The organism is Variovorax sp. KBW07 (assembly GCF_003852515.1).
Classification (GTDB): domain Bacteria; phylum Pseudomonadota; class Gammaproteobacteria; order Burkholderiales; family Burkholderiaceae_C; genus Variovorax.
On record NZ_QAJK01000001.1, the window covers coordinates 70,249 to 94,661 of the forward strand.

25 protein-coding genes are annotated in these 24,413 nt (G+C 67.5%); 11 read left to right on the plus strand and 14 right to left on the minus strand.

Features of this window, described 5'->3' with window-relative positions; genetic code table 11:
- Nucleotides 1-170 precede the first annotated feature (170 nt).
- Nucleotides 171-908 carry a metallophosphoesterase gene (locus DBV14_RS00270; protein WP_124457193.1) on the plus strand — a complete coding sequence of 246 codons (738 nt, stop codon included), beginning with the start codon at nucleotides 171-173 and terminating at the stop codon, nucleotides 906-908.
- 212 nt (nucleotides 909-1,120) lie between these two features.
- Here the strand turns inward: DBV14_RS00270 and DBV14_RS00275 are convergent, their stop codons facing one another.
- Nucleotides 1,121-1,654: a cysteine hydrolase family protein gene (locus tag DBV14_RS00275; RefSeq protein ID WP_124457194.1), complete on the minus strand. Its 534-nt coding sequence runs from the start codon at nucleotides 1,652-1,654 to the stop codon at nucleotides 1,121-1,123.
- Nucleotides 1,655-1,765: 111 nt separating this feature from the next.
- Nucleotides 1,766-3,364: a triacylglycerol lipase gene (locus tag DBV14_RS00280; protein ID WP_124457195.1), complete on the minus strand. Its 1,599-nt coding sequence runs from the start codon at nucleotides 3,362-3,364 to the stop codon at nucleotides 1,766-1,768.
- A gap of 226 nt (nucleotides 3,365-3,590) precedes the next feature.
- On the opposite strand from DBV14_RS00280, the gene DBV14_RS00285 reads away from it, so the two are divergent.
- A complete protein-coding gene (locus DBV14_RS00285) occupies nucleotides 3,591-4,712 on the plus strand; it encodes an MBL fold metallo-hydrolase (RefSeq protein WP_124457196.1) in 1,122 nt (373 codons plus the stop codon).
- Between the two features lie 9 nt (nucleotides 4,713-4,721).
- Here DBV14_RS00285 and DBV14_RS00290 read toward each other — a convergent pair whose 3' ends face one another.
- The 7 genes from DBV14_RS00290 to DBV14_RS00320 form a co-directional block, all read right to left on the minus strand.
- On the minus strand, nucleotides 4,722-4,913 hold the full coding sequence (locus tag DBV14_RS00290; protein ID WP_124457197.1) for a hypothetical protein: 192 nt from the start codon (nucleotides 4,911-4,913) through the stop codon (nucleotides 4,722-4,724).
- A complete protein-coding gene (gene parC / locus DBV14_RS00295; RefSeq protein ID WP_124457198.1) occupies nucleotides 4,913-7,339 on the minus strand; it encodes a DNA topoisomerase IV subunit A in 2,427 nt (808 codons plus the stop codon). Before parC ends, DBV14_RS00290 begins: the two co-directional genes overlap by 1 nt.
- Nucleotides 7,340-7,391: 52 nt before the next feature.
- Nucleotides 7,392-8,513 carry a kelch repeat-containing protein gene (locus DBV14_RS00300; RefSeq protein ID WP_124457199.1) on the minus strand — a complete coding sequence of 374 codons (1,122 nt, stop codon included), beginning with the start codon at nucleotides 8,511-8,513 and terminating at the stop codon, nucleotides 7,392-7,394.
- Between the two features lie 47 nt (nucleotides 8,514-8,560).
- A complete protein-coding gene (locus DBV14_RS00305) occupies nucleotides 8,561-9,484 on the minus strand; it encodes a lytic transglycosylase domain-containing protein (RefSeq protein WP_124457200.1) in 924 nt (307 codons plus the stop codon).
- A gap of 19 nt (nucleotides 9,485-9,503) precedes the next feature.
- The gene (locus DBV14_RS00310; protein ID WP_124457201.1) at nucleotides 9,504-9,965 is read right to left on the minus strand and encodes a hypothetical protein; all 462 of its coding nucleotides are present in this window, start codon (nucleotides 9,963-9,965) and stop codon (nucleotides 9,504-9,506) included.
- A gap of 30 nt (nucleotides 9,966-9,995) precedes the next feature.
- Entirely contained in the window at nucleotides 9,996-11,993 is a 1,998-nt protein-coding gene (locus DBV14_RS00315) for a DNA topoisomerase IV subunit B (RefSeq protein ID WP_124457202.1), read from the minus strand.
- Nucleotides 11,994-12,068: 75 nt separating this feature from the next.
- Complete coding sequence (locus DBV14_RS00320; RefSeq protein ID WP_124457203.1) at nucleotides 12,069-12,977, minus strand: LysR family transcriptional regulator; 909 nt, start codon at nucleotides 12,975-12,977, stop codon at nucleotides 12,069-12,071.
- Between the two features lie 90 nt (nucleotides 12,978-13,067).
- On the opposite strand from DBV14_RS00320, the gene DBV14_RS00325 reads away from it, so the two are divergent.
- The 8 genes from DBV14_RS00325 to DBV14_RS00355 all read left to right on the plus strand — a co-directional run bounded on the left by DBV14_RS00325 (nucleotide 13,068) and on the right by DBV14_RS00355 (nucleotide 20,557).
- Complete coding sequence (locus tag DBV14_RS00325) at nucleotides 13,068-14,294, plus strand: serine hydrolase (RefSeq protein WP_124457204.1); 1,227 nt, start codon at nucleotides 13,068-13,070, stop codon at nucleotides 14,292-14,294.
- Nucleotides 14,287-15,498 carry an MFS transporter gene (locus tag DBV14_RS00330; RefSeq protein WP_221621861.1) on the plus strand — a complete coding sequence of 404 codons (1,212 nt, stop codon included), beginning with the start codon at nucleotides 14,287-14,289 and terminating at the stop codon, nucleotides 15,496-15,498. Before DBV14_RS00325 ends, DBV14_RS00330 begins: the two co-directional genes overlap by 8 nt.
- A 109-nt stretch (nucleotides 15,499-15,607) precedes the next feature.
- Entirely contained in the window at nucleotides 15,608-16,831 is a 1,224-nt protein-coding gene (locus DBV14_RS00335; protein WP_124457206.1) for an MFS transporter, read from the plus strand.
- Between the two features lie 18 nt (nucleotides 16,832-16,849).
- Nucleotides 16,850-16,990 (plus strand): hypothetical protein, encoded by a 141-nt coding sequence (locus DBV14_RS33295; RefSeq protein ID WP_185545877.1) that lies wholly within the window; start codon nucleotides 16,850-16,852, stop codon nucleotides 16,988-16,990.
- Nucleotides 16,991-17,003: 13 nt separating this feature from the next.
- Nucleotides 17,004-17,573, plus strand: a complete 570-nt coding sequence (locus DBV14_RS00340) for a bifunctional 2-polyprenyl-6-hydroxyphenol methylase/3-demethylubiquinol 3-O-methyltransferase UbiG (protein ID WP_124457207.1) — start codon at nucleotides 17,004-17,006, stop codon at nucleotides 17,571-17,573.
- Between the two features lie 79 nt (nucleotides 17,574-17,652).
- Complete coding sequence (gene dapA, locus DBV14_RS00345; protein ID WP_124457208.1) at nucleotides 17,653-18,543, plus strand: 4-hydroxy-tetrahydrodipicolinate synthase; 891 nt, start codon at nucleotides 17,653-17,655, stop codon at nucleotides 18,541-18,543.
- Between the two features lie 140 nt (nucleotides 18,544-18,683).
- Entirely contained in the window at nucleotides 18,684-19,775 is a 1,092-nt protein-coding gene (bamC, locus tag DBV14_RS00350) for an outer membrane protein assembly factor BamC (RefSeq protein ID WP_124457209.1), read from the plus strand.
- Nucleotides 19,776-19,780: 5 nt separating this feature from the next.
- The gene (locus tag DBV14_RS00355; RefSeq protein WP_124457210.1) at nucleotides 19,781-20,557 is read left to right on the plus strand and encodes an MBL fold metallo-hydrolase; all 777 of its coding nucleotides are present in this window, start codon (nucleotides 19,781-19,783) and stop codon (nucleotides 20,555-20,557) included.
- Between the two features lie 108 nt (nucleotides 20,558-20,665).
- Here DBV14_RS00355 and DBV14_RS00360 read toward each other — a convergent pair whose 3' ends face one another.
- From DBV14_RS00360 to DBV14_RS00370, 3 genes are all read right to left on the minus strand, one after another.
- On the minus strand, nucleotides 20,666-20,920 hold the full coding sequence (locus DBV14_RS00360; RefSeq protein ID WP_124457211.1) for a hypothetical protein: 255 nt from the start codon (nucleotides 20,918-20,920) through the stop codon (nucleotides 20,666-20,668).
- Nucleotides 20,921-21,014: 94 nt separating this feature from the next.
- Nucleotides 21,015-21,518 (minus strand): hypothetical protein, encoded by a 504-nt coding sequence (locus tag DBV14_RS00365; RefSeq protein ID WP_124457212.1) that lies wholly within the window; start codon nucleotides 21,516-21,518, stop codon nucleotides 21,015-21,017.
- Entirely contained in the window at nucleotides 21,508-22,650 is a 1,143-nt protein-coding gene (locus DBV14_RS00370; protein ID WP_124457213.1) for a cupin domain-containing protein, read from the minus strand. The genes DBV14_RS00365 and DBV14_RS00370 overlap by 11 nt, the downstream gene beginning before the upstream one ends.
- Nucleotides 22,651-22,664: 14 nt before the next feature.
- Between DBV14_RS00370 and DBV14_RS00375 the strand changes: the two genes are divergently transcribed.
- Complete coding sequence (locus DBV14_RS00375) at nucleotides 22,665-23,189, plus strand: peptidylprolyl isomerase (protein WP_124457214.1); 525 nt, start codon at nucleotides 22,665-22,667, stop codon at nucleotides 23,187-23,189.
- 102 nt (nucleotides 23,190-23,291) lie between these two features.
- On the opposite strand, the gene DBV14_RS00380 is transcribed toward DBV14_RS00375, so the two are convergent.
- Both DBV14_RS00380 and dut read right to left on the minus strand, forming a co-directional pair.
- Nucleotides 23,292-23,792 carry a glycine zipper 2TM domain-containing protein gene (locus tag DBV14_RS00380; protein ID WP_124457215.1) on the minus strand — a complete coding sequence of 167 codons (501 nt, stop codon included), beginning with the start codon at nucleotides 23,790-23,792 and terminating at the stop codon, nucleotides 23,292-23,294.
- 173 nt (nucleotides 23,793-23,965) lie between these two features.
- The gene (dut, locus tag DBV14_RS00385; RefSeq protein WP_124457216.1) at nucleotides 23,966-24,412 is read right to left on the minus strand and encodes a dUTP diphosphatase; all 447 of its coding nucleotides are present in this window, start codon (nucleotides 24,410-24,412) and stop codon (nucleotides 23,966-23,968) included.
- Nucleotide 24,413 lies beyond the last annotated feature (1 nt).

Sequence of the window (24,413 nt, forward strand, 5' to 3'; positions counted from 1 at the left end):
GGCATCGGGTGCTTCCCGCAGCGAAATAAAGGAGGAGCGAAGCGGGGGACATTCGCGGAGGGAAGTACCCGGTGTCAGTCGCACATACACAGAGCCTGAGGCTCGGTCAGAACGGTTCATGCGCGCACTAAGATCGCGCCTCTCCTCTCCCCACCTCGCCGGACCCGCACATGCGCATCGCCATCGTCTCGGACATTCATGGGAACCTTCCTGCGCTCGAAGCGGTGGTCGAAGACATCGCCCGTCGTGGCGCGGATGCCATCGTCAACCTCGGTGACAGCCTGTCCGGTCCGTTGATGCCGCTGGAGACCGCTCGGTTCCTGATGGCGCAGGACTGGGTTCAGCTCGCCGGAAACCATGAGCGGCAACTGCTCACCCTGCCAGCGGAAAAGCGCGGCCCGTCCGATGCGTTCGCGCATGCACGACTCGGCGCGAAAGAGTTCGAGTGGATCGCATCGCTGGAGCACACGCACCGCTTCAGCGCCGACGTGATGCTCTGTCATGGCACACCGGCCAGTGACCTCGAGTACTTTCTGGAGACCGTCGAGCCCGAGAACTTCCGCGCGGCCACGCAAACGGAAATCGATGCACGGCTCGGCGATGTCGATGCGCCACTGATCACCTGCGGGCACACGCACATACCGCGCGCGGTGCATGCGTCGAGCGGACAGTTGATCGTCAATCCGGGCAGCGTCGGCCTACCCGCGTACGGCGACATTCATCCGTACCCGCACGCCGTCGAAACCGGCTCCCCGAAAGCGCGCTACGCCATCGTCGAACAGCGAGACGGCGAGTGGATTGCAAAGCTGATCGCCGTACCCTACGACCACACAGCCATGGCCGCATTGGCGTTGAAGCACCGGCGACCAGACTGGGCCCATGCCCTTGCCACAGGGCGCATGCCTTAGCAGCGACGGCCAACGACCTGCCGAAGCCCGCTGAGCCACGGCGACCAAGGAGGTGCGATCACCCACGACGTGTCCAGGTGCGCAGGGCATCGGGTGCTTCCCGCAGCGAAATAAAGGAGGAGCGAAGCGGGGGACATTCGCGGAGGGAAGTACCCGGTGTCCTGTGCACACGCCCTGAACAGCAGCGCAGAGAACACCCCGAAACCAAGCGCCTAAAGATCAATCTCCGCACTGGCAATCGCACGAATGGGCACGCCGAAGCTCGTGATGTTCGACAGCGTAACGTTGTGGTGCGCGCGAATGAAAGCGCCCGTCGCGTGCGGCTTGTCGTGCGACGTGTGTGCATCGGCCGCCAGCACCACTTCGTCGTAACCCAGAGCGGCCGCGCGGCGCGTGGTCGTGTCCACGCAGAACTCCGACGAATAGCCGCAGATCACCACGCGTCGCACGCTGTGCCCCGACAGCCATGCATCGAGCGGCGTGCGCAGGAACGAGTCGGGCGTCGTCTTTCGGATCCTGGTGTCGCGCGTGTCGACGTTCAACGCGCTGGCCAGTTGCCATCGTTCCGAATCGAACTCCAGGTCGATCGCGTTCTCATGCTGGATGAAAGCCACCGGCACGCCCGCCCCGCGGGCACGTTCGGTCAGCGCGTTGATGCGCGCTGTCACTTCTTCGGCTTCGTAGGGGCGCGGCGCGTCGTCGCAAAGGCCGCGCTGCATATCGATCACGAGGATGGCGGTTTTCATGAGGCTGTGGTGGCGGTGGAAGAAGACCCTGGGCCATCCAGAGTATGCCGCCGTCCACGACAACAACAACCGCTGCAGCAGCAGCCCCGCACCCGCCGCCAGCAGCTCGCGTCACGACCAGGCGCTCACCTCCAGCCGCACCTTGCCGCTGATCCCCGGCGCCGCCGGCGCGGCACCAAGGCTCGACAACGGCACGATGAACTGCAGCTTACCGCCGGCCAGCTGCTTCGGGCTCATCGGCAGCGAGGCCTTTCCGCCCGTGTCGGTCTGCCAGCCATAGTTGACGCTCCAGTCCTTCGTCGGATCGTTTGCCGGCGGCGGTGCCAGCTCGATGATCAGCGTGTCGCGGAACAGCGAACTGCCTTCGTAGTGGCCATCGAGCCAGAACTTGTTGTTGACCTGGTAGTCGGGCACACGCACGCCCAGCGTCATGGCGTAGGCCAGCGTCGGGCGGTCCTGCTTCACGCGGGCCTTGTTGGCCAGGAACACGGTCGACAGGTAGATCGAGCGCCGGTCGGCCTTGGCCGGGTCGGTCAGTTCCTTGTGCGTGCGGCAGGCGGGCGAGTCTTCTTCGGCCACGCGCCGGCTCAGGTACCAGCGCTTGCCGCGCGGCGCGGCCAGCAGCTCGACCTGGTAGAGCGCATCGACGTCGGCACCCGCGGGCAGGTCGGGCGGCAAGGTCACACCCTCGACGTCGAACCACAGGTCGACCCGCACGTCGCCGAACAAAAAGCGCACGAGGTTCTGGTACGCCTCTTCGGAATTGACGATGCCGAAGTAGCCCGAATGCGAACGGAACGCGTAGGCAGTGGCCACCGGGCGGGTCTTGCCTGCATCGTCGATGGACCACAGCGCGGCGTTTTCGATGCGCACCAGCCCGTCGCTGCCGTGCCCCGCGAACATGCGCGACAAGCCCTTGGCGGTTTCGTAGTCGCCACGGTTGGTGCCCACCATGCAGAAGAAGCGCTCGGCCGGAAAGGCGGCGGCCGGCAGGTAGTCCATGCGCCCATCGACCGGCAGCGTTGCCAAAAACTCCGACATCTTGTCGCGGTTGAAGGTGTTCATTTCGTTCGCCGTGAGCCAGGCCGGAATGTTGACGCCGCCCATCTCGATGCCGTTGTGCGGCGTGGCATAGGTGAACACCTTGTCGACGTATGCGCGTGCGCCGCCCTTGTCGAGATCGCGGTTCTGCAGCAGCGCACGCACCACCAGCCCGCCCATCGAATGCGCGACCAGGTAGCAGCGGAAATCGGCGGGCGAATAGCCGGGGCCTTCGCGCAGCGCCACCAGGTCGCGCACACGCAAGATGAGCTGGCCCAGGCCCTGCGCATAGACCTTCACGTCGCGCGATGCGCCGTCGCCCAGCAGCTCGGAGCCGCTGTCGTAGTAGCGGTAGACGATGACCGAGGCCGAAGGAATGCCGTCCACGTCTTTGCCGGTTTCGTCGGGCGAAGGCTTCCAGTCGGCATCGAGGATGTCCAGGCCGTTCTGGTACACGCTATGGTATTGGAAGTCGGCCAGCAGGCGCACCACCGGCGATTCGAAAACGAACTTCTGCGCCGGCGCCTCTTTCTTGACGGTGGCGCGGTACACGGTCGAGCCCACGTTGAAGCCGCAGAAAGGGTCGGCCGCGGTGTCGTCGCGCTCGGCCTCGGTCATGGCGTAGCCACGCACGTAGATGATCGGATAGCGATTGCCTGTGCTGCTCATGCCTGTTGCTTCCTTCATTCAAGCCACTGAAGCCCACTGCGGGATGGAAGCCCGCCAGTGTGCCGACCGACACCCCATCCGGCGATACAGCGCATGGCCTACGACAAGCAGCAGAGCCCCTGGAATGCCCCTGCGCAGCGAATGTTTCTGCCGTTGAAACCATTGAAATATGCGTCGCCGGTAGTCTTGCGGCATTCCACAAACACACCTCAAGAGGAGTTTCCCCATGGCTGAAGATTCAGGCTCGCAGGGCGTCTACCTGCCCCGGATCCTGCGGCGGAGCGCCGCGTTGGCCGCGGCCGGCTGTGCCTTCGTCGCGGGCTGCGGTGCCGCAGGCGGCGGCGAAACGCGCTACGAAAACTCCCCGCAGTTCCGCGAAGGCCTGTTCCGAAACATGGACAACCCCGACGAGCTGCCATCGGCCAGCGCCTGGCGCATCTGGTCGCGCTTCATCGTCGGCAGCAAGGTCGACACGGTGCCGGTCGATGCCATTCCGGTGCACGCGCTCGACCGGGCCCAGCTCGACGCGCTCGACACCAAGGCCAACCACGTCGTGCGGCTGGGCCACTCCTCGCACCTGCTGAAGCTGCGCGGCAAGTACTGGCTAATCGACCCCGTATTCAGCGACCGCGCCTCGCCCGTGCAGTGGGCCGGCCCCAAGCGTTTTCACAAGCCGCCGATCGCGCTGGAACAGCTGCCGCAGATCGAGGGCGTGATCCTCTCGCACGACCACTACGACCACCTCGACGTGGCGACCATCGAATACCTTGCGAAGAGCGTCCCGCGCTACTTCGTGCCGCTGGGCGTGCGCGCGCGGCTGGTGGAAATGGGCGTGCCCGCCGAGCGAGTGACCGAGCTCGACTGGTGGCAGGACGGCGAGCACGACGGCGTGAAGCTCACCGCCACGCCGGCCCAGCACTTCTCGGGCCGCACGCTGTCGGACCGTGGCAGCACGCTGTGGGCCTCGTGGGTGGTGCAGAGCGGCGACCAGCGCATCTTCTACAGCGGCGACTCGGGCTACTTCCAGGGCTTCAAGCAGATCGGCGAGCGCTTCGGCGGCTTCGACCTGGCACTGATGGAAAACGGCGCCTACGACGCCTACTGGCCCGGCGTGCACATGACGCCCGAGCAGAGCGTGCAGGCCTTCGAAGACCTGCGCGGCAAGGTGTTCTTCTCGGTGCACAACAGCACCTTCGACCTTGCCTTCCACACCTGGCACGACCCGCTGGACCGGATCGCGAACCTCACCGAAGCAAAGAAGATCGAGCTGGCGACGCCGGTGATCGGCGAGGCGGTGACGGTGGGGGCGGCGCGCACCAACGTGCGTTGGTGGCAGGGGCTCAAGTAAGCGGAGGCCTCAGCCGCCGCGCTCCTTGCGCTCGCGCGCACGCCGCACCTGCCGCGTCTCGCCGGCCTGCGAGGCGATGCGCTCCTTCTCGCGCTTCTTCGCCACGCGCTTCGTGCGGAAGTGCCGGCCCAGCACGAAGCTGCCGAGGCCGGCGACCACGGCAATGAAAAGGCCGATGACGCTGATGTCGATGCCGCCCATCAGAGCACCCGCACGATGCTGGCCGGCTTGAAGCCCAGGTCGGCCGCCTTGCCCTTGCGCGCACGGGTGCCGCGCGCGTTGTTGAGCGTGCGGATTTCCAGCGTCTCGTCGCGCTCCTTGCCGCCACGGCCGATGCCTTCGATCTTCACGCTGCGCGTGTAGGCCGCGGCGCCTGCCAGCGTGTCCTTGGCTTCGAGGTCGATCAGCGTGAGGCCGCGGCCGCCCTTCGGCAGGCTCTTGAGCTCGGTGATGTCGAAGGTCAGGATACGGCCGCCGGTCGAGGCGCAGGCCACGTGCGTGGCGGCCGGCATCGGCTCGGCGCCGCTCGCGCCGCCCACCAGCGAAGGCCGGCAGAGCTGTTCGCCCTCGCCCACGTCGATGAAGGCCTTGCCGCCGCGCTGGCGCGACATCATGTTCTCGACGGTGGCAATGAAGCCGTAGCCGCCGGTGTTGGCAAGCAGCACGTTGGCACCCACCGGGCCCGCGAAGAAGTGCGTGACGTGCGTGCCGGCATCGAGCTCGATGAGCGTGGTGACGGGCTGGCCGTCGCCGCGCGCGCCGGGCAGCGAGGCCACGGGCACGGTGTAGACGCGCACGCTCTTGTCCTTTGCGCTGCCGAACACCAGCAGCGTGTCGACGCTGCGGCATTCGAAGGCGCCGTACAGCGAGTCGCCGGACTTGAAGCTGTACTCGGGCGTCGTGCTGCCCTTTTCTCCGTTCGCGCCGTTGGCACCATTGGCTGCAGCGGCCTTCTCGCTGGCCCAGCCCTTCTGCGCACGGACCCAGCCCTTCTGCGACACGATGACGGTGACGGGCTCGTCGACCACCTTCACTTCGGCCACGGCGCGCTTTTCGGCCTGGATGAGCGTGCGGCGCGGGTCTTCGAAGGTCTTGGCATCGGCTTCGATTTCCTTGATCAGCAGGCGGCGCAGCGCGGCCGGGTTGCCGAGGATTTCTTCGAGCTTCTTCTGCTCTTCGCGCAGGCCCTTGAGCTCCTGCTCGATCTTGATGGCTTCGAGCCGCGCGAGTTGGCGCAGGCGGATTTCGAGAATGTCCTCGGCCTGCCGTTCGCTGAGGTTGAAGCGCGCAATGAGCGCGGCCTTCGGATCTTCGGCCGCGCGGATGATGGCGATGACTTCGTCGATGTTCAGCAGCACCAGCTGCCGGCCTTCGAGGATGTGGATGCGCTCCAGCACCTTGTTCAGGCGATGGCGCGAGCGCTTCTCGACGGTGATCTCGCGGAACGCGATCCACTCGTTGAGCATCTGGCGCAGCGACTTCTGCGTCGGCTTGCCGTCGATGCCCACCATGGTGAGGTTGATCGACGACGAGGTTTCGAGCGAGGTCTGCGCAAGCAGCGTGGTAATGAACTCGTCCTGGCTGATGCGCGAGGTCTTGGGCTCGAACACCAGACGCACGGCGGCGTCCTTGCTGGACTCGTCGCGCACCACGTCGAGCATCGACAGCATCGCGGCCTTCAGCTGGGTCTGGTCGGCGCTCAGGGCCTTCTTGCCGGCCTTGACCTTCGGGTTGGTGATTTCCTCGATTTCCTCGAGCACCTTCTGCGTGCTGACGCCGGGCGGCAGTTCATTGACCACGAGCTGCCACTGGCCGCGCGCGAGGTCTTCGATCTTCCAGCGCGCGCGCACCTTGAGCGAGCCGCGGCCGGTGCGGTAGGCATCGGCGATGTCGCCGGCGCCGCTGATGATCTGCGCGCCGCCCGGGTAGTCCGGGCCGGGCACGATGGCGAACAATTCTTCTTCGCTGAGCTTGCCGTTCGACTTGATCAGCGCGACGCAGGCGTCGGCAATCTCGCGCAGGTTGTGGCTCGGGATTTCAGTGGCCAGGCCGACCGCGATACCGCTCGCGCCATTGAGCAGCGTGAACGGCAAGCGCGCGGGCAGCAGGCGCGGCTCTTCGGTGCTGCCGTCGTAGTTGGGAATGAAGTCGACCGTGCCTTCGTCGATCTCGTCGAGCAGCAGGCTGGTGATGCGTGCCAGGCGCGCTTCGGTGTAGCGCATGGCCGCGGCGCCGTCGCCGTCGCGGCTGCCGAAATTGCCTTGGCCATCGACCAGCGGATAGCGCTGCGAAAAATCTTGCGCCATGCGCACCAACGCGTCGTAGGCGGCCTGGTCGCTGTGCGGGTGGAAGCGGCCGAGCACGTCGCCGACCACGCGCGCGCTCTTGACGGGCTTGGCGCCCACGGTGCCGTTGGCGCCGCCGAAGCCCAGGCCCATGCGCGACATCGAATACAGGATGCGCCGCTGCACCGGCTTCTGGCCGTCGGACACATCAGGCAGCGCGCGGCCCTTGACCACGCTCAGCGCGTATTCGAGGTAGGCGGTTTGCGCGTAGTCGGCCAGCGTGAGTGTGGTGTCGCCGTCGGTGGGGCCTGCAAGGTCGAGCGGAGGTTGAGAGTCGTCCATGAAGAAGAGAGAAAGAAAAACAGTTGCTTGAGGCCGTGCGCCTTGTTCGCGCTCAGCCCAGGGTGAAAGCCTCGTGCACCGCGGACTGCACGGCACCGCCGAGCACCGCGCCGCCGCCGGCCACGTAAATGGAGTCGCCTATCACCGCGGCGCCGACGGCGTGGCGCGGCGTGGGCATCGGTGCATGGCGCTGCCAGGTGTCGTCCACGGGATCGTAGCTTTCCATCTGGCCGAACACCTTGGCCTGGCGCGGCACGCCGCCCACCAGGAAGCCGCCCTCCCCGCCCATGGCGAAGAAGCGGCCCCGCAACACCACGAGGCCGTGGCCCGAGCGCGCGGTGGGCAGCGGCGCGCGCAGCTCCCAGGTGTCGCGGGTGGGCAGGTAGACGTGGTGCAGGTCGGTGTTGTATTCGAAGGTGTTGAAGCGGCCGCCGATCACGTGGATCTGGTTGCCGTGCGAAACGCAGCCCACGTGGTCGCGTGCGCCGGGCAAGGGCTTGCGCGTGGTCCAACGATCGGCCTTGGGGTCGTAGACCTCGTGCCAGCCCACGCTTGCGCGCTCGGCGGCTGGCTCGGATGCACCGCCGATCAGGTGCAGCGAACCGTTGAGCATCACGGCAGCGGCGGCACCGCGCGGGCGCGGCAGCGGCGCGATGGCGGTCCAGCGGTTGGCCGCGATGTCGTAGACGTAGGCGTTGGTGTCCGAGCGGCGGTTCTGCTCGACGAAACCGCCGAGCGCATAGACGCGGCCGTCTTCCGCCGTCACCGCGACGTGGTTGGCGCCGCGCGGCAGCGGCGCGCCATCGAGCCAGCGGTCGGCCGTCGGGTCGTAGATGTGGTGGTAGTCGCGGTTGACGGCGCCTTCGCCGTCGCCGCCGACCACATGCATGCGGCCCATGGCGGCGGTTGCCCAGGCCATCTCGCTGCGCGGGATCGGCAGGGCCGCGCGAGCCATCCAGCGGCCTTGCGGACCGGCCGGCGCGGGGCTGTCGGTCACGCGCTGCGCCTCTTGCTCGGGCGTCATGTGGTGCGGCACGCCGCCCTGCAGGCGCGCATAGGGCTCTTTCGACGACGGCACGGCCGGCAGTGTGTCGTGCGGACCCGCATGCTGTGCACGCGTCGCGCCGGCCACCGCGCAGGCGGCCGTCGCGAGAACGAAGCTTCGACGCTGCATGACGGGCTCCTTCATCGAGGGGACAAGAAGACTGCGGCGCTGCGCCATCAGGACACCGGCGTATCGGCCGAGGCACCGACGGGCAAGGTGGACGACACGGGCGCAACGGGGGGCTCGGGAATGTCGGGCATGGCCGGCATGCTGCCCGGCGAATCGGGCGGCATGTTGCCACGGCCCAGCGCTCCGCCCTTGGGCACCAGTTCCATGCGGATGCGCCCCGGCGTCTTGCCGCCGCCGCGCGCACTTCCGCCACCGCCCGTAGCCACCGAGGGCTTGAGGTAGGCGTAGAGCTGCAGCACGGTCTGCACGTAGTTCTGCGTTTCCTTGTAGTTCGGGATCTTGTTGCCCGCGCGCTGCACCGCGCCCTCGCCCGCGTTGTAGGCGGCGAGCGCCAGCTCGATCTGGCCCGGGAACATGGCGATCAGGTCGCGCAGGTAGCGCGAGCCGGCGGCGATGTTGATGCGCGGGTCGAACAGCTTTTTCTCGATGGTGGTTCGCTTGTCCGCCGCCACGCCGTAGCGCTGCGCCGTGGCGGGCATGAGCTGCATGAGGCCCATCGCGCCCTTGGGCGACACGGCCTGCGCGTCGAAGCCCGACTCGGTGGCAATGAGCGCCTGCAGCAGTTCGTAGTCGATGTCGTGCTTGTTCGATGCATCGCGCAACGCGGCCTTGGCGGTCTTGTAGCTGGGCGAAGCCTCGAACAGCGCGAGCAGGGTCTGCGACGCCGGCGGCACCTTGCCGTCGAGCTTGCGCCCACCGCGGCCCAGCGGCGAAATGCCTTGCGCGGTGTCGAAGCTCTGGCCACCGCGAAAGAAGACCTGGTAGCGCTCGTCGATTTTCTCGGAGGCGAAGTGCGCGACGCCCTTGCTGTCGATGTAGCCGTAGATGTCGGCGGCGTGCGCGCCCTGCTGCGACAGCAGGAGTGGCAGGAGTGCCGCGCACAGCGCGAACGGACGGAGCCAGCGGGTCATGGCAATGCGGGTCGCGTCATCACAGCCGCCAGCCATAGCGCTTGCGGCGCTCGGCGTGAACCGCGGCATCGTCGCGCATGCTTTCCGAACGGCCGGAGCCTTTCAGGCCCACCCAGAGCGCCATGCCGCCGAGCAGCAGCACGACGAAGAATACAGGCACGTGCTGGAGCTCGACGCCCTCGAAGATCATCGTCGCGGCAAAGCCCAGGAAGACGAGTGCGGCGCCCCAGCAGAGGATGCGGCGCGTCCAGAGCCAGATGCCGGCGGCAACCCGCTCGATGCGGCTGGGCTCGTTGTTGTCGCTCGCGGCGGCGGCGCTCCACCAGCCCATCCAGACGAACAGGAAGGCCAGCATGAGGACGAGGCCGGCAAAGAACAGGTGCTGGAGCCCGACGGACGGACGGGCACCCGCCAGCACGGCGATCGCGCCCGCGACGCAAGCCCACGCCAGCGAACCGCAAATGATCTTGTGCCTGTTCATGCCCTGTTTCGAGGAATATTCCGGTCGGAATCAGACGTCGATATCGACGTCGTCGGCGCGCAGTTCCATCAACTCGCGCCGGGCGGCAGCTTCGCCCTTGCCCATGAGCTTGGTGATCTCGCCCTGGGTGGATGTGAAGTCGAAGCGACCCAATTGCACCTTCATCAGGCGCCGGGTGTCCGGATTGAGCGTGGTTTCCCACAATTGTTCCGCGTTCATTTCGCCCAGGCCCTTGAAGCGGCTGATGTTCCAGGCGCCTTCACGCACGCCATCTTTACGCAATTTGTCGAGGGTGGCGGTGAGTTCGCCCTCGTCGAGCGCGTAGACCTTGGAGGCCGGCTTCTTGCCGCGCGCGGGCGCATCGACGCGAAACAGCGGCGGCTTTGCGACATACACGTGTCCGGCTTCGATGAGTTTCGGAAAGTGGCGAAAGAACAAGGTGAGCAGCAGCACCTGGATGTGCGAGCCGTCCACGTCGGCATCGCTGAGGATGCAGATTTTTCCGTAGCGCAGCCCGCTCATGTCGGGCGAGTCGTTGGGGCCGTGCGGATCGACGCCCACGGCCACCGAGATGTCGTGGATTTCAGTGTTGGCAAAGAGCCGGTCGCGCTCGACTTCCCAGGTGTTGAGCACCTTGCCGCGCAACGGCAGGATGGCCTGGCTCTCTTTGTCGCGGCCCATCTTGGCGCTGCCGCCGGCGGAGTCGCCCTCGACCAGGAAGACTTCGTTGTGGCCGATGTCCTTGCTCTCGCAGTCGGTGAGCTTGCCGGGCAGCACGGCCACGCCGGAGCCCTTGCGCTTCTCGACCTTCTGGCCGGCGCGCTGGCGCGTTTGCGCAGCCTTGATGGCGAGCTCGGCGAGCTTCTTGCCGTAGTCGACGTGCTGGTTGAGCCACAGCTCGAGCGCGGGGCGCACGAAGCTCGACACCAGGCGCACGGCGTCGCGCGAGTTCAGGCGCTCCTTGATCTGGCCCTGGAACTGCGGGTCGAGCACCTTGGCGCTGAGCACATACGAGGCGCGCGCGAACACGTCTTCGGGCAGGAGCTTCACGCCCTTGGGCAGCAGCGAGTGCAGTTCGATGAAGCCCTTCACGGCCGTGAAAAGGCCGTCGCGCAGGCCGCTTTCGTGCGTGCCGCCGGCGCTGGTGGGAATCAGGTTGACGTAGCTCTCGCGCACCGGCTGGCCGTCTTCGGTGAAGGCCACGCACCAGTCGGCGCCCTCGCCTTCGGCGAAGTTGTCGGCGTTTTTATCGGCATGGCCGCTGCCTTCGAACAGCGGAATGACGGGGTCGCCGTTGAGCGTCTGCATGAGGTAGTCGCTCAGGCCGCCCTTGTAGAGCCACTGCTGGCTTTCCTTGGTCTTTTCGTTCACCAGCGTGACGCTCACGCCGGGCATGAGCACGGCCTTGCTGCGCAGCAGGTGGGTGAGTTCGCCCATGGGCAGCACGGCGGTCTCGAAGTACTTGGCGTCGGGCCAGGCGCGCACGGTGGTGCCCTGCTTGCGCTCGCCGGCTTCGAGCTTGCGGATTTCGAGCGCCTCGATCACGTCGCCGCCACTGAAAACCAGCTTGGCGATGGAGCCTTCGCGGTGGGTGGTGACTTCGAGCCGCTTCGACAGCGCGTTGGTGACCGACACGCCCACGCCATGCAGGCCGCCCGAGAAGCTGTAGGCGCCGCCCGAGCCCTTGTCGAACTTGCCGCCCGCGTGCAGGCGGGTGTAAACAAGCTCGATGACGGGGGCTTTTTCTTCAGGGTGCAGGCCGAACGGAATGCCGCGGCCGTCGTCTTCGATGCTGACCGAGTTGTCGGCGTGCAGCACGACCTTGATCTTCTTGCCGTGGCCGGCCAGCGCCTCGTCGGCGGCGTTGTCGAGCACTTCCTGGATGATGTGCAGGGGGTTGTCGGTCCGGGTGTACATGCCCGGGCGCTGCTTCACGGGCTCGAGGCCCTTGAGCACGCGGATGGAGCCTTCCGAATAACCGGACGCGTCGGACGATGAATTGGGGGGAGTCTTGGGGGGAGTCGCCATGGGGGCGGATTGTAGTCAGTGGTCTTGAAATAACTGGATACCCATACAGGCATCGGTCCAGCGAGGCGGCGAAATTCAGGAACTTTCCCCGGGTTGCGGCTTGAACATGCGGGCGCCCAGGTAGTCGATCAAGGCCCGCAGCTTGGGTGTCGGGTAGCGCCCCGAAGGCCAGAGCACGCTCAGGCCGATGGTATGCGGGCGCACCTGGTCGGCCAGCACGCTGCGCAACCGGCCAGCGGCCAGCGCCTCGCGCACGCTGAAATCCGGCAGGCAGGCGATGCCACGGCCGCGCAGGGCAAAGCACAGGCGGGTTTCCATGTTGTTGCAGATCATGGAGACCGGCGGCCTGGCCTCGGCGCCGCCAGGGCCCGGCAGGAGCGGCCAGACCTCGACCTTGCCGGTGGCCGGGTAGCGGTAGTGCAGGCACGCGTGGTCCGCCAGATCGGCCACCGTGGCCGGCGTGCCGTGGCGCGCCAGGTAGTCGGGCGAGGCCACGAGCAACTGCGAGAACTGTCCCAGCCGGCGCGCCGAGAGCCGCGAATCGGCGGGCTCGCCGGTGCGCACCACGGCGTCGAAACCTTCCTCGATGACGTCGACAAGGCGGTCGCTGAAGTCCAGGTCGAGCTCGATGGCCGGGTGGTCGCGCATGAAGTCGGCCAGCACGGGCAGCACCAGCGAACTGACCAGCGGCAGGCTCACGCGCAGCTTGCCGCGCGGCGCCCCGGCGGAGTGCGACAGCTCCTGCTCGGCAGCCTCGATCTCGGCCAGCACCCGCCGGCTGCGCGACAGGAACAGCGTGCCTTCTGCGGTGAGCGTGATGCTGCGCGTGCTGCGGTGGAACAGGCGCACGCCCAGCCGCTCTTCGAGCCGCGCCACGCGCTTGCCCACGGCGGAAGCGGAAACGCCAAGCGCGCGTCCGGCGGTGACGAAGCTGCGGGTCTCGGCCACCTGGATGAAAACGGTAAAGCCGCTGAGGCTGTCCATGGGAAGGCTCCATTGCGGACATCGACATCCGCATTGAGCGGAACTGTATCCCCCTTTTTCCGCAGTCGCCTTCTTCCTATCGTTGGCGGCATGTCACTTCTCACTGAAATTCCTCCTCCTTCTCCCCCTTCTGTCTCGACAACACCGTCGACAACACGCGGCTGGCGCGGCCCGGAACCGTCGCGCATCGACGAAGCCATCGACCGCGCGCTGGCCGAGCAAAGGCTGGTCGGCGCGGTGGTGCTGGTCGCCCACGGCGGCCGTGTGGTGCACCGCCGCGCGGCCGGGCTGGCGGACCGCGAGGCCGGCCTGCCGATGCGCGAGGACGCGCTGTTCCGGCTGGCCTCGGTGTCGAAACCCATCGTCTCGACCGCGGTGATGGTGCTGGCCGGACAGGGCCGGCTCACGCTGGACGACCCGGTCACGCGCTGGTTGCCGGACTTTCGCCCTCGCCTGCCCGAGGGTCTTGGCGGCGGCGAGGCCACGATCACGCTGCGGCAGTTGCTCACTCACACATCAGGGCTGGGCTACCGCTTCTTCGAGGCTTCGGAGGACGGCCCGTATGCGCAGGCCGGCGTTTCCGACGGCATGGACGGCAGCGGCCTCACGCTGGCCGAGAACCTGCGGCGCATCGCGCAGGTGCCGCTGCAGTTCGCGCCCGGCACGGGCTGGCTTTACTCGCTGGCCACCGACGTGCTGGGCGGCGTGGTCGAGGCGGTTTGCGGCGGTCCGTTGGCCGAAGCGGTGCGCACCCTCGTGACCGGACCGCTGCGGATGCACGACACCGATTTCTTCGCGTCACGCGACGACGGCCGGCTAACCACACCCTATGTGAACGGCCTGGGCATTGCGCCTAGCCGCATGGAAGGCCTGACCGTGGCGCCCGCCTTCGAAGGCACCGTGGGCATCCGGTTCGACCCGGCGCGGGCCTTCGACGCAGCGGCGTTCCCCTCGGGCGGCGCGGGCATGGTCGGCAGCGCGGGCGATTTCATGCGCCTGCTCGAAAGCCTGCGAGGCGGCGGCGCGCCGCTGCTGCCGGCGGGGCTGGTGGACGACATGGGCCGCAACCACACGGGCGCCTGGGGACCGGCCGATGCGCCAGGCTACGGCTTCGGCCTGGGCTTCTCGGTGCTGCACGACCCGCGAGCCGCGCAATCGCCGGAGTCCGCGGGCACCTGGCGATGGGGCGGCGCGTACGGGCATTCGTGGTTCGTCGACCGTGCCCGACAACTCAGCGTGGTGGCATTCACCAACACGCTCTACGAAGGCATGTCGGGCCGCTTCGTGGCCGACCTGCGGGATGCCGTGTATGCATGAGCGCACGCAACACCAGGCAGGCAGCCGGACACGCCTGCCGCTGTCAGGCCTGCTCGCATTGGCCACGGCCGGCTTCATCACGGTCCTGACCGAGGCGATGCCTGCTGGCCTGCTGCCGCAGATCGGCGCCAGCCTTGCCGTCTCGCCCGCGCTGGTCGGCCAACTCGTCACGGTGTACGCCATCGGCTCGCTGGTGGCGGCCATTCCGCTGGTGGCCTTCACGCGTGGCTGGCGACGGCGTCCGCTGCTGATGATGGCGATCGGTGGCTTCGTCGTCGTCAACACGCTCACGGCGCTGTCGAACAGCTATCCGCTCACGCTGGTCGCGCGCTTCTTCGCCGGGGTGTTCGCCGGGCTGCTCTGGGCACTGGTGGCAGGCCACGCGGCCCGCATGGTGCCGCCCTCGATGCAGGGGCGCGCCATCGCGGTGGCAATGCTGGGCGGGCCGCTGGCGCTGTCGCTGGGCATTCCGGCGGGTGCGCTGCTGGGCGCCACCGTGGGCTGGCGTCCGGCCTTCCTGATCATGTCGGCGCTGTCGGTGGCGCTGCTCGGCTGGGTTCGCTGGAAGGTGCCCGACTTTCCAGGCCAGGCAGCCGAGCGGCAGCAGAGCGTGCGCCGCGTGTTCCTGCTGCCGGGCGTGCGCCCGGTGCTGGCGGTCATGCTGGCCTTCGTGCTGGCGCACAACATCCTCTACACATACATCGCGCCGTTCCTCACCCATGCCGGCATGGGCGCGCGGATCGACCTGGTGCTGCTGGTCTTCGGCGCGGCGTCGCTGGTGGGCATATGGATCACGGGCGTGCTGATCGATCGCTGGCTGCGCGAACTGGTGCTGGCGAGCACGGCAGCCTTCGGGCTGGCGGCGCTGCTGCTAGGCGCGGCCGCGGGCTCGCCGGCGGCAATCTACCTGGGCGTGGGGGTCTGGGGCGTCGCGTTCGGCTGTGCGCCCACGCTGTTCCAGACCGCCTCGGCGCAAGCGGCGGGCGATTCGGCCGACGTGGCGCAGTCGATGGTGGTCACGGCGTGGAACGTGGCCATCGCGGGCGGCGGGCTGATCGGCGGCGTGCTGCTGCAAAACCGCGGCGCGGGCGTGTTGCCGTGGTCGCTGGTCGTGCTGCTGGTGCCTGCGCTGGTGCTGGCGTGGCGCGCCTGCGCGCATGGTTTTCCGGGGGCTCGCGCTGTCGCCGGCGCGACAGCGCGTTGAGGCCCGAAGCTTTGATGACCGAAGCGCATTGAAACGGCGCCGATAAATCATCAATGGCTTTGGCCACCCGGCCGCCTGCCGCAGCACGCAAATGGCTACATTCGACGCCATGCAAGCTCCCGCCCCCGCCCTTTCGATCAAGCAGGTCCTGTTCTGCGGCGCAATGATCGTCACGCTCTCGATGGGCATCCGCCACGGCTTCGGCCTGTGGCTGCAGCCGATCACGCAGGCGCAGGACTGGAGCCGGCAGACCTTCTCTTTCGCGCTGGCCATCCAGAACCTGTCGTGGGGCATCTTCGGGGTGTTCGCCGGCATGCTGGCCGACCGCTTCGGCGCCTTCCGCGTGCTGATCGGCGGCGCGGTGTTCTATGCGCTCGGCCTGTTCGGCATGGCGCATTCGCCGACGCCCCTGCTCTTCACGCTGAGCGCGGGCGTGCTCATCGGCGCGGCGCAGGCGGGCTCGACCTATGCGGTGATCTACGGGGTGATCGGGCGGCAGATTCCGGCCGAACGCCGCTCGTGGGCAATGGGCGTGGCGGCGGCGGCCGGCTCGTTCGGGCAGTTCCTGATGGCGCCCATCGAGGGGCGGCTGATCGGGCACCTGGGCTGGCAGACGGCATTGGCCGTGCTGGCGGTGCTGGTGCTGGTGATCATTCCGCTGGCCTTCGGCCTGCGCGAGCCCAAGACCGCGGCGCTGGCCGGGCACCGCGAGCAGTCGGTGCTGCAGGCGGTGGGCGAAGCCTTCCGCTACCCCAGCTTCGGATTGTTGATGGCGGGCTACTTCGTGTGCGGCTTCCAGCTCGCGTTCATCGGCATCCACATGCCGACCTACCTGCGCGACAAGAGCCTGTCGGCCGACGTGGCGGGCTACGCGCTGGCGCTGATCGGGCTGTTCAACGTGTTCGGCACGTACACGGTCGGGCTGCTGGGGCAGACGCTGGCCAAGCGGAAGATCCTCGCGGCCATCTACTTTGCGCGGGCGGTGTCGATCGCGCTGTTCCTGCTGGTGCCGATCTCGCCGATCAGCGTGTACATCTTCTCGGCGGCCATGGGCTTCCTGTGGCTGTCGACGGTGCCCGCGACCAATGCGATCGTGGCGGGCATCTTCGGCGTGGCGCATCTGTCGATGCTCAGCGGCTTCGTGTTCCTGAGCCACCAGGTGGGCTCGTTCCTGGGCGTGTGGCTCGGCGGCTTCCTGTACGACACGACGGGCAGCTACAACATCGTCTGGTACATCTCGATCGCGCTGGGCGTGTTCGCGGCGCTGATCAACCTGCCGGTGAAAGAAGGCGCCATCGCGCGGTCGCCGGGGCCTGTGGGCGCCACGGTCTGATCTCGTATAACCACGGCCATGACACCGCAAATGCGCCATCGCATCGTCCACGCCGGCTGGCTTGCCGCCGCGCTGGCGGTGCTGGGCGGCGTGTTCGCGATGTACGTGCACCCAGAGTTTCTGGTGACGCTGGTGGACCAGGTCTGGTCCTGCTTTTGAAGCCGGGCTCGCCATGAAAGAAGCCGCGCCGATGCACGGCCTGGGCGCCCCGTCCGAATGGATCGTGCGCTGGTCGCACCTGCTCGCGCCGGGTGCCACGGTGCTCGACGTGGCCTGCGGGGCCGGACGCCACATGCAGTGGTTTGCCGGCCGTGGGCATGCCGTGACGGGCGTCGACCGCTCGCCCGAAGCCATCGAAGCCGCGCGCGCCTTCGGCCACGTGGTTCAGGCCGACATCGAAGGCGGACCCTGGCCCTTCGCCGGCCAGGCCTTCGGTGGCGTGATCGTCACCAACTACCTGTGGCGGCCCAACCTGCCCGGCATCGTGGCGGCCGTGGCGCCGGGCGGCGTGCTGCTGTACGAAACCTTCGCGGCCGGCAACGAAACCGTGGGAAAACCCTCGCGGCCCGACTTCCTGCTGCGGCCCGGCGAGCTGCTGGCCGCCTGCGCCGGCCTGCGCGTGGTGGCCTACGAAGACGGCTTCGTGGCCGAACCGGCCCGCTTCGTACAGCGTATTGCCGCCATCCGCCCCGCCGCCGGCCTCCCCGGGGAGCCGCCGCGCCACCTCCTTAAGGGAAACTGAGGGTCGGGGGCAGGCTGTCTCCAGGGGTCCTGGAGTAAGTAGAATCGGCGCTTTCGTCCACCGACAAAGAGATTCCCCCTTGGAGCAACTGACAGGCAGCATCGTCGCTCTCGTCACGCCGATGCACGACGACGGCAGTGTCGACTACCCCGCCCTGCGGCGGCTCATCGATTGGCACATCGACGAAGGAACCGACTGCCTTGGCGTGGTCGGCACCACCGGCGAATCGCCGACGGTCGATGTCGAAGAGCACTGCGAAATCATCCGCGTCTCGGTCGAGCAGGCCAGGGGCCGCGTTCCCGTGATGGCCGGCTGCGGCGCCAACTCGACCAAGGAAGCCATCGAGCTTGCCAAGTTCGCCAAGGGCGTGGGCGCCAATTCGCAGCTGCAGGTCGTGCCGTACTACAACAAGCCCACGCAAGAGGGCCAGTACCAGCACTTCAAGGCCATTGCCGAAGCCGTGGGCGACCTGCCCATAGTTCTTTACAACGTGCCCGGCCGCACCGTCGCCGATATGGCGCACGACACCGTGCTGCGCCTGGCGCAGGTGCCCGGCATCATCGGCATCAAGGAAGCCACCGGCAACATCGAACGCGCCCAGTGGCTCATTCGCGATGTGCCCAAGAACTTCGCTGTCTATTCCGGCGACGACCCGACAGCGGTCGCGCTCATGCTCTGCGGCGGCCAGGGCAACATCAGCGTCACGGCCAACATCGCGCCGCGCAAGATGCACGAGCTGTGCGTTGCCGCGTTGGCGGGCGACGTCAAGCGCGCCATGCAGATCCAGTTCGAACTGATGCCGCTGCACCGCAACCTGTTCGTCGAGCCCAACCCGATTCCGCTGAAGTGGGCCATGGCCCGGCTCGGCCTGTGCGGCGGCGCCCTGCGGCTGCCGCTCACCGAACTCGGCGAAGCGAGCCGTCCGGCGGTCGAAGGCGCCCTGCGCGCCACCGGCCTGCTCAAGAACTGAGCCCACCTCCCAACCCATCCCCAATCTGCCTTTTCCCTGGCCGCAACGAGGTTAAGCAACCTTTTGCCCGAACTGTGCTCTGAGATGGCGGGCACTGCGGCCCATAGATTGACCGAACCATTCCAACAAGGAAGACGACGTTGAAGAACCTTTCGCAAATTTCGCGATATGCACTGCTGGCCACCCTGGTTGCCAGCCTCGCCGCCTGCTCCGTCCTCGAGAGCGACAAGATCGACTACAAGAGCGCGGGCAAGGCCCCAACGCTCGAAGTCCCGCCCGACCTCTCGCAACTTTCGCGCGACAACCGCTATGCGGTGCCCGGCGGTGCCGTCACCGCCAACGCCTACCAGGCCGGCATTGCCAACGCACCGGGCGTGCCCACTGCCGTGAGCAACCTCGGCGACGTGCGCATGGAACGCGCGGGCTCGCAGCGCTGGATCGTCGTCAACCGCACGCCCGACCAGCTCTGGGACCCGGTGAAAGATTTCTGGCAGGAAAGCGGCTTTCTGCTGACCACCGACCAGCGCAACCTGGGCATCATGGAAACCGACTGGGCCGAGAACCGCGCCAAGCTGCCGCAGGACATCATCCGCGGCACGCTGGGCAAGCTGGTCGACTCGGTCTACTCGACCGGCGAACTCGACCGCTTCCGCACCCGCCTGGAACGCACGCCCAACGGCACCGAGATCTTCATCAGCCACCGCGGCATGCAAGAGGTCTACAACAACTCGCGCCAGGACCAGACCGTGTGGCAGCCCCGCCCGAGCGACCCTGAACTCGAAACCGAATTCCTGCGCCGCCTGATGGTCAAGCTCGGCGTCTCGCAAGAGCAGTCGAAAATTCTCGCTTCGACCAGCGCACCGACCAAGACCGCCAGCGTCGCCAGCGTCGGCGGCCAACCGGTCGTGCAGATCAGCGAAGGCTTCGACCGCGCATGGCGCCGCGTCGGCCTGGCCCTCGACCGCACCGGCTTCACCGTGGAAGACCGCGACCGCAGCGCCGGCCTGTACTACGTGCGCTACGTGACGCCGAACGCCGAGAAGAAGGAAGCCGGCTTCCTCAGCAAGATCTTCGGCGGCTCCAGCAAGGACGAAGCACCGATCAAGTTCCGCATCTCGGTCAAGAGCCAGGGCGAAGCCACCACGGTGTCGGTGCTGAACGAAGCAGGCGCGCCCGAAAGCTCGGCCAACGCGCAACGCATCGTCAAGGTCATTGCCGACGACCTGAAGTAACCCGCATGCTGCGCTTCCGAAGCCTCGGTAGCGGCAGCACGGGCAACGCCGCGCTGGTCGAAGCGACCAGCAGCGGCCGCACCTCCCGGATGTTGATCGACTGCGGCTTCGGCCTCAAGCAGCTCGATCTGCGGCTGGCCCAGGCGGGCCTTGCCGCCACCGACATCGACGCGGTGTTCGTTACCCACGAGCATGGCGACCACATCGGTTGTGCCCACTCGCTGTCGCGGCGCAACCGCGTTCCGGTCTGGATGAGCGAAGGCACGTGGCTCGCTACCGGTGGCCGCGATTTCGAGGGCCTGCTGAACCTGGCGCGCGACGATGCAACCTTTGCCGTCGGCGACATCGAGGTCCAGCCCTTTACCGTTCCCCACGACGCGCGCGAGCCGCTGCAGCTGCGCTGCACCGACGGCAACCGCACGCTGGGCGTGCTGACCGACCTGGGCCATGCCACGGCCCATGTGCTGGCCCGGCTGGGCGGCGTGAACGCGCTGCTGCTGGAGTTCAACCACGACACCGACCTGCTGGCCAACTCGGCCTACCCGGCGTTCCTCAAGCTGCGCGTCGGTGGCAACTACGGGCACCTGTCGAATGCCGCCGCGGCGGACATTGCACGGGCGGTGCTGCACGACGGGCTGCGCCACGTGGTCGCGGCGCACCTGAGCGAGCAGAACAACCGGCCCGAGATCGTGCGTCGCCTGATGGCGGAGGCCCTGGGCGGCCATGAATCGGAGATGGTGACGGCCACTGCGGCTGCGGGCTCGCCCTGGCTGGACGTCTGAGCGGCGCACCAGCACCGCGCCGGGACTACCGCCGCGCCCCTCAAAGAAAAAGCCGCCTCATGGCGGCTTTTTGCATCGTGAGCCCGGCATTGCCGGGCAACGCCCGGCTTACTTGGGCGCCTCGTTCTTCTTGGCGGCTTCCGTGGCTGCATTCGCCGCATCCAGTGCCGACGAGGCGGCGGGCGATGGGGTTGCAGCCGGGTCGGCGGCAGGTGCCGGGGCGACAGGCGCCGGTGCGGGCTCGGTGACGGGAGCAGGAGGCGGCGTCACGACCGCCGGTGCGGCGTCCTCCTTCTTTCCGCAGGCAACGAGCGCGGCGGCGGCAATCAACGAGGCAATCAGGACGGACGAGGACTTCTTCATGAGGACTCCTTTGGCAATGAAGGTCTGGAATCAAAAAATTCTAGACCTGCATCTCCACCTGAATGTGTCTCGCGGCCGGATTCGCGGCATTGGCTTACAAGCCGAGTGTCGATGCCGGAAATGCCGGCCGCCCCCGGCGCCAGCATTCGTCGATGGCCTCGCGCAACGCGCGGCGGGCACGCGGTTCGGAGCCGCTCACGCCCCGGCTGCGCTCGGGGTCGATGCGGTGCACGAACCACGACGGCGTCCAGATGGCACTGGGCACCTCGGCGCCCGTGGCCTGGCCGGTCGCGCGGCATTCGATGATGTGGTCCCACATGCGGCGCCACGGCACGAAGCGCGCATGGCCGCGCTCGAGAATGTCGAAGCGCTGCGCCAGCAGCATGAAGCGGCGGCCGCTCGCGGCCCAGGCCTGCAGCGCCTCGATGGTGGCGCGCTCGCCCAGCGGCCAGTCGGCGAAGTCGGGGTCGCTGAAGACGATTTCTTTCCAGCCCTGCTGCGCGGCGGCCGACAGCGCCTGCCGCAGGATCGCGTCAAAGGCCTCCCGACCGTCGAAGCGGCCCTCGGTCAACGACGAAATGACGTCGTCATTCGGCATGCAGCCAGCCTGCCTCGCACCATTCGCCCAGCAACGCCAGCGCGCCTTCGCTGGCACGGGCCATCTCGCGCGGACCCAGCGCGCGCTGGTCGGCCAGGCGGCGCATCAGCGTGGCGTCGGCCCCGCCGGCCCGAAAGCTCTCGCCGTTGATGTAGATGTGGCGCGTGTCGTAGAGCATGCGCGTGCGGCGGTCGAGCGCCACCTGGCGCATCGTGCCGGGCACTTCACCGGCTTCGTCGAACCAGATGTTGGCCTTGGGCTCGGTGAGCGATTCGCCCAGCGCGCGGTCGACGGCATCGGCATCGCGCAGCGCGGCCTCGATGGCCTTGCGCGCAAAGCCCTGCAGCGCGGCCGGCATGGCGGCCGGCGTGTCGACGGCCGGCTGCGACGGATCGCGGTAGCGCGCCAGCTCCGCGGGGCCGGCATCTTCGAGGTCTTCGGAGTACGCCTGTGCCATGCGCGCCAGCAGGTCGGCACCCAGCTCGCCCAAGGCGGACGAACGCAGGCCGATGGAACAGGTCATGCAGTCGTCGCCCAAGGCCACGCCGTCGTGCGCGTACTTGGGCGGCAGGTAGAGCATGTCGCCGGGCTCCAGCACGAAGGTCTGCTCGGGCTCGAAGTTTTCGAGAATCTTGAGCGGAACACCGGGCTGCAGACTCAGGTCGCCCTGCTTGCCGATGGACCAGCGGCGGCGCCCCTGCGCCTGCAGCAGAAACACGTCGTAGCTGTCGAAATGCGCGCCGACGCCGCCGGTGTCGCTGGCGTAGCTGATCATCAGGTCGTCGAGCCGGGCATCGGGCAGGAAGCGGAACTGGCGCAGCAGCTCGTGCACGCCCTCGTGGTGCAGGTCGACGCCCTGCACCAGCAGCGTCCAGGCCGGCTGCTTCAGCGGCGGCAAGGCGCGCCGCGGCAGCGGTCCGTGCTTGAGCGACCAGCCGGTCTTGCCCTGGCGAATCAGGCGCGACTCGACCTCTTCGCGTTCGGCCAGCGCAAACAGCGCATTGCGGTCGATCGGTGGCACCATCGCGGGAATGGCCTGTCGAACCAGCAAGGGCTTCTTCTGCCAGTATTGCCGCATGAACTGCGCGGCACTCAGGCCGCCGAGCAACGGCAGCGGTTGTGTAATCTCCATGGGAGAATTCTGCAATGGAAATCTCTGAACAATGCGTGGTCGGCTTGACCTGGACAATGAAAGACACGCTCGGCGACGTGCTGGACGTGCTCGATGAGCCGGTGGAATTCATGGTAGGCGGCGACGACCTCTTCGACGTGATCGAGGCCGTGCTGCAAGGCCACGAGCCCGGCGCCCGGGTGCAGTTGCAGATCGAACCCGAGCAGGGCTTCGGCGACTTCAACGACCAGTTGCTCTTCCTGGAGCCGCGCTCGCTGTTTCCCGAAGGCACCGAGGAAGGCATGACCTTCGACGGCTCCGCCCTGCCCAAGGGCGTGAGCGACGACATCCCGAAGGACGCGATCTACACCGTGGCCGAAATCTACCCCGACCACCTGGTGCTCGATGGCAACCATCCGCTGGCGGGCATTGCGATCCGGCTCGACATCACGGTGCGCTCGGTGCGCGAGGCGACGGAAGAAGAAGTCGGCCGGGGCACGGCGGGCACGGCCTTCTTCAAGGTGCCGCCGATGGCACCCGGCGGCCAGACGCTGCACTGAAGCCCCCTCCTTCGCTCTCCGCCAGACAAGAAAAAGCCGGGCAGTGCCCGGCTTTTTTTGTCCCGCGCGAAGGCGGGAGCCAAAGCGGGAACCGGGCAAGGCTTACATGCGCGACAACTGGCCGTTGTCGATGCGCACGCGGTCGCCCACGCGCAGGTCGCCCGGGCTCTGCACGTCGAAGGCGCGGAAGCCGCCGCGATCGGTCTGCACCGACACACGATAGGTTTCGTAGGCGCGCGGCCCGTTCTGCTGTGCTTCGATGGTGTTGCCCAGCAGGGCACCGCCCACGATGCCCAGCGCGGTGGCCGCGGCACGGCCGTTGCCGCGCCCGAACTGGTTGCCCACCACGCCGCCGATGACACCGCCCGCGACGGCGCCGCCGCCCGAGGTGCCGGTGCCGGCCGTTTCGCTGCGCAGCACTTCGATGTTGGCCACGTGGCCGTACTCGACGTACTGGGCTTCGCGGTACTGGATGGCCTGTGGCGGCGCCTGGTAGGGGTAGCGCGAGGTCTGGTAGACCGGTGCCGGGGCCACGCACGCCGTGAGTGTGGCCAGGGCCAGCACGGAGGCGGTGACGGAAACAAAGCGCATTGAGATCTTCATGTTGGGAGGCTCCTCGGATAGAACGGTGCACGAACCATGCACCCGCCCGTGCCTAACGCCGCAGCCCTTGCCGCGATGACGCAAAACACATGCTGAAACCTTCGAGGCTTGCGGGCCGTTCGGGTTCCGTTCTTTACCGCTCTGTAACTCAGGCTCCCTTCAGGTTCCGCGGGTCAATGCTTGCCGGTGGAACCGTAGCCGCCCTCGCCGCGTTGCGTAGGTGCAAATTCCGTGACCATTCGAAACTGCGCCTGCACCACCGGCACGATGACGAGCTGCGCGAGCCGCTCCATCGGCTCCAGCACGAAGGGCGTTTCGCTGCGGTTCCAGGCGCTGATCTTCAGCTCGCCCTGGTAGTCGCTGTCGATCAGGCCGACGAGGTTGCCCAGCACGATGCCGTGCTTGTGGCCCAGGCCCGAGCGCGGAAGGATCAGCGCCGCATAGGCCGGGTCGGCCAGGTGGATGGCAATGCCGGTGCCCACCAGCTGCCAGCCGTTGGGCGCCAGCGTGATGGGTGCGTCAAGGCAGGCCCGCAGGTCGAGGCCGGCGCTTCCAGGGGTGGCATACGCGGGCAATTGATCCACCATGCGCGGATCGAGGATACGGACGTCGACTTTCACT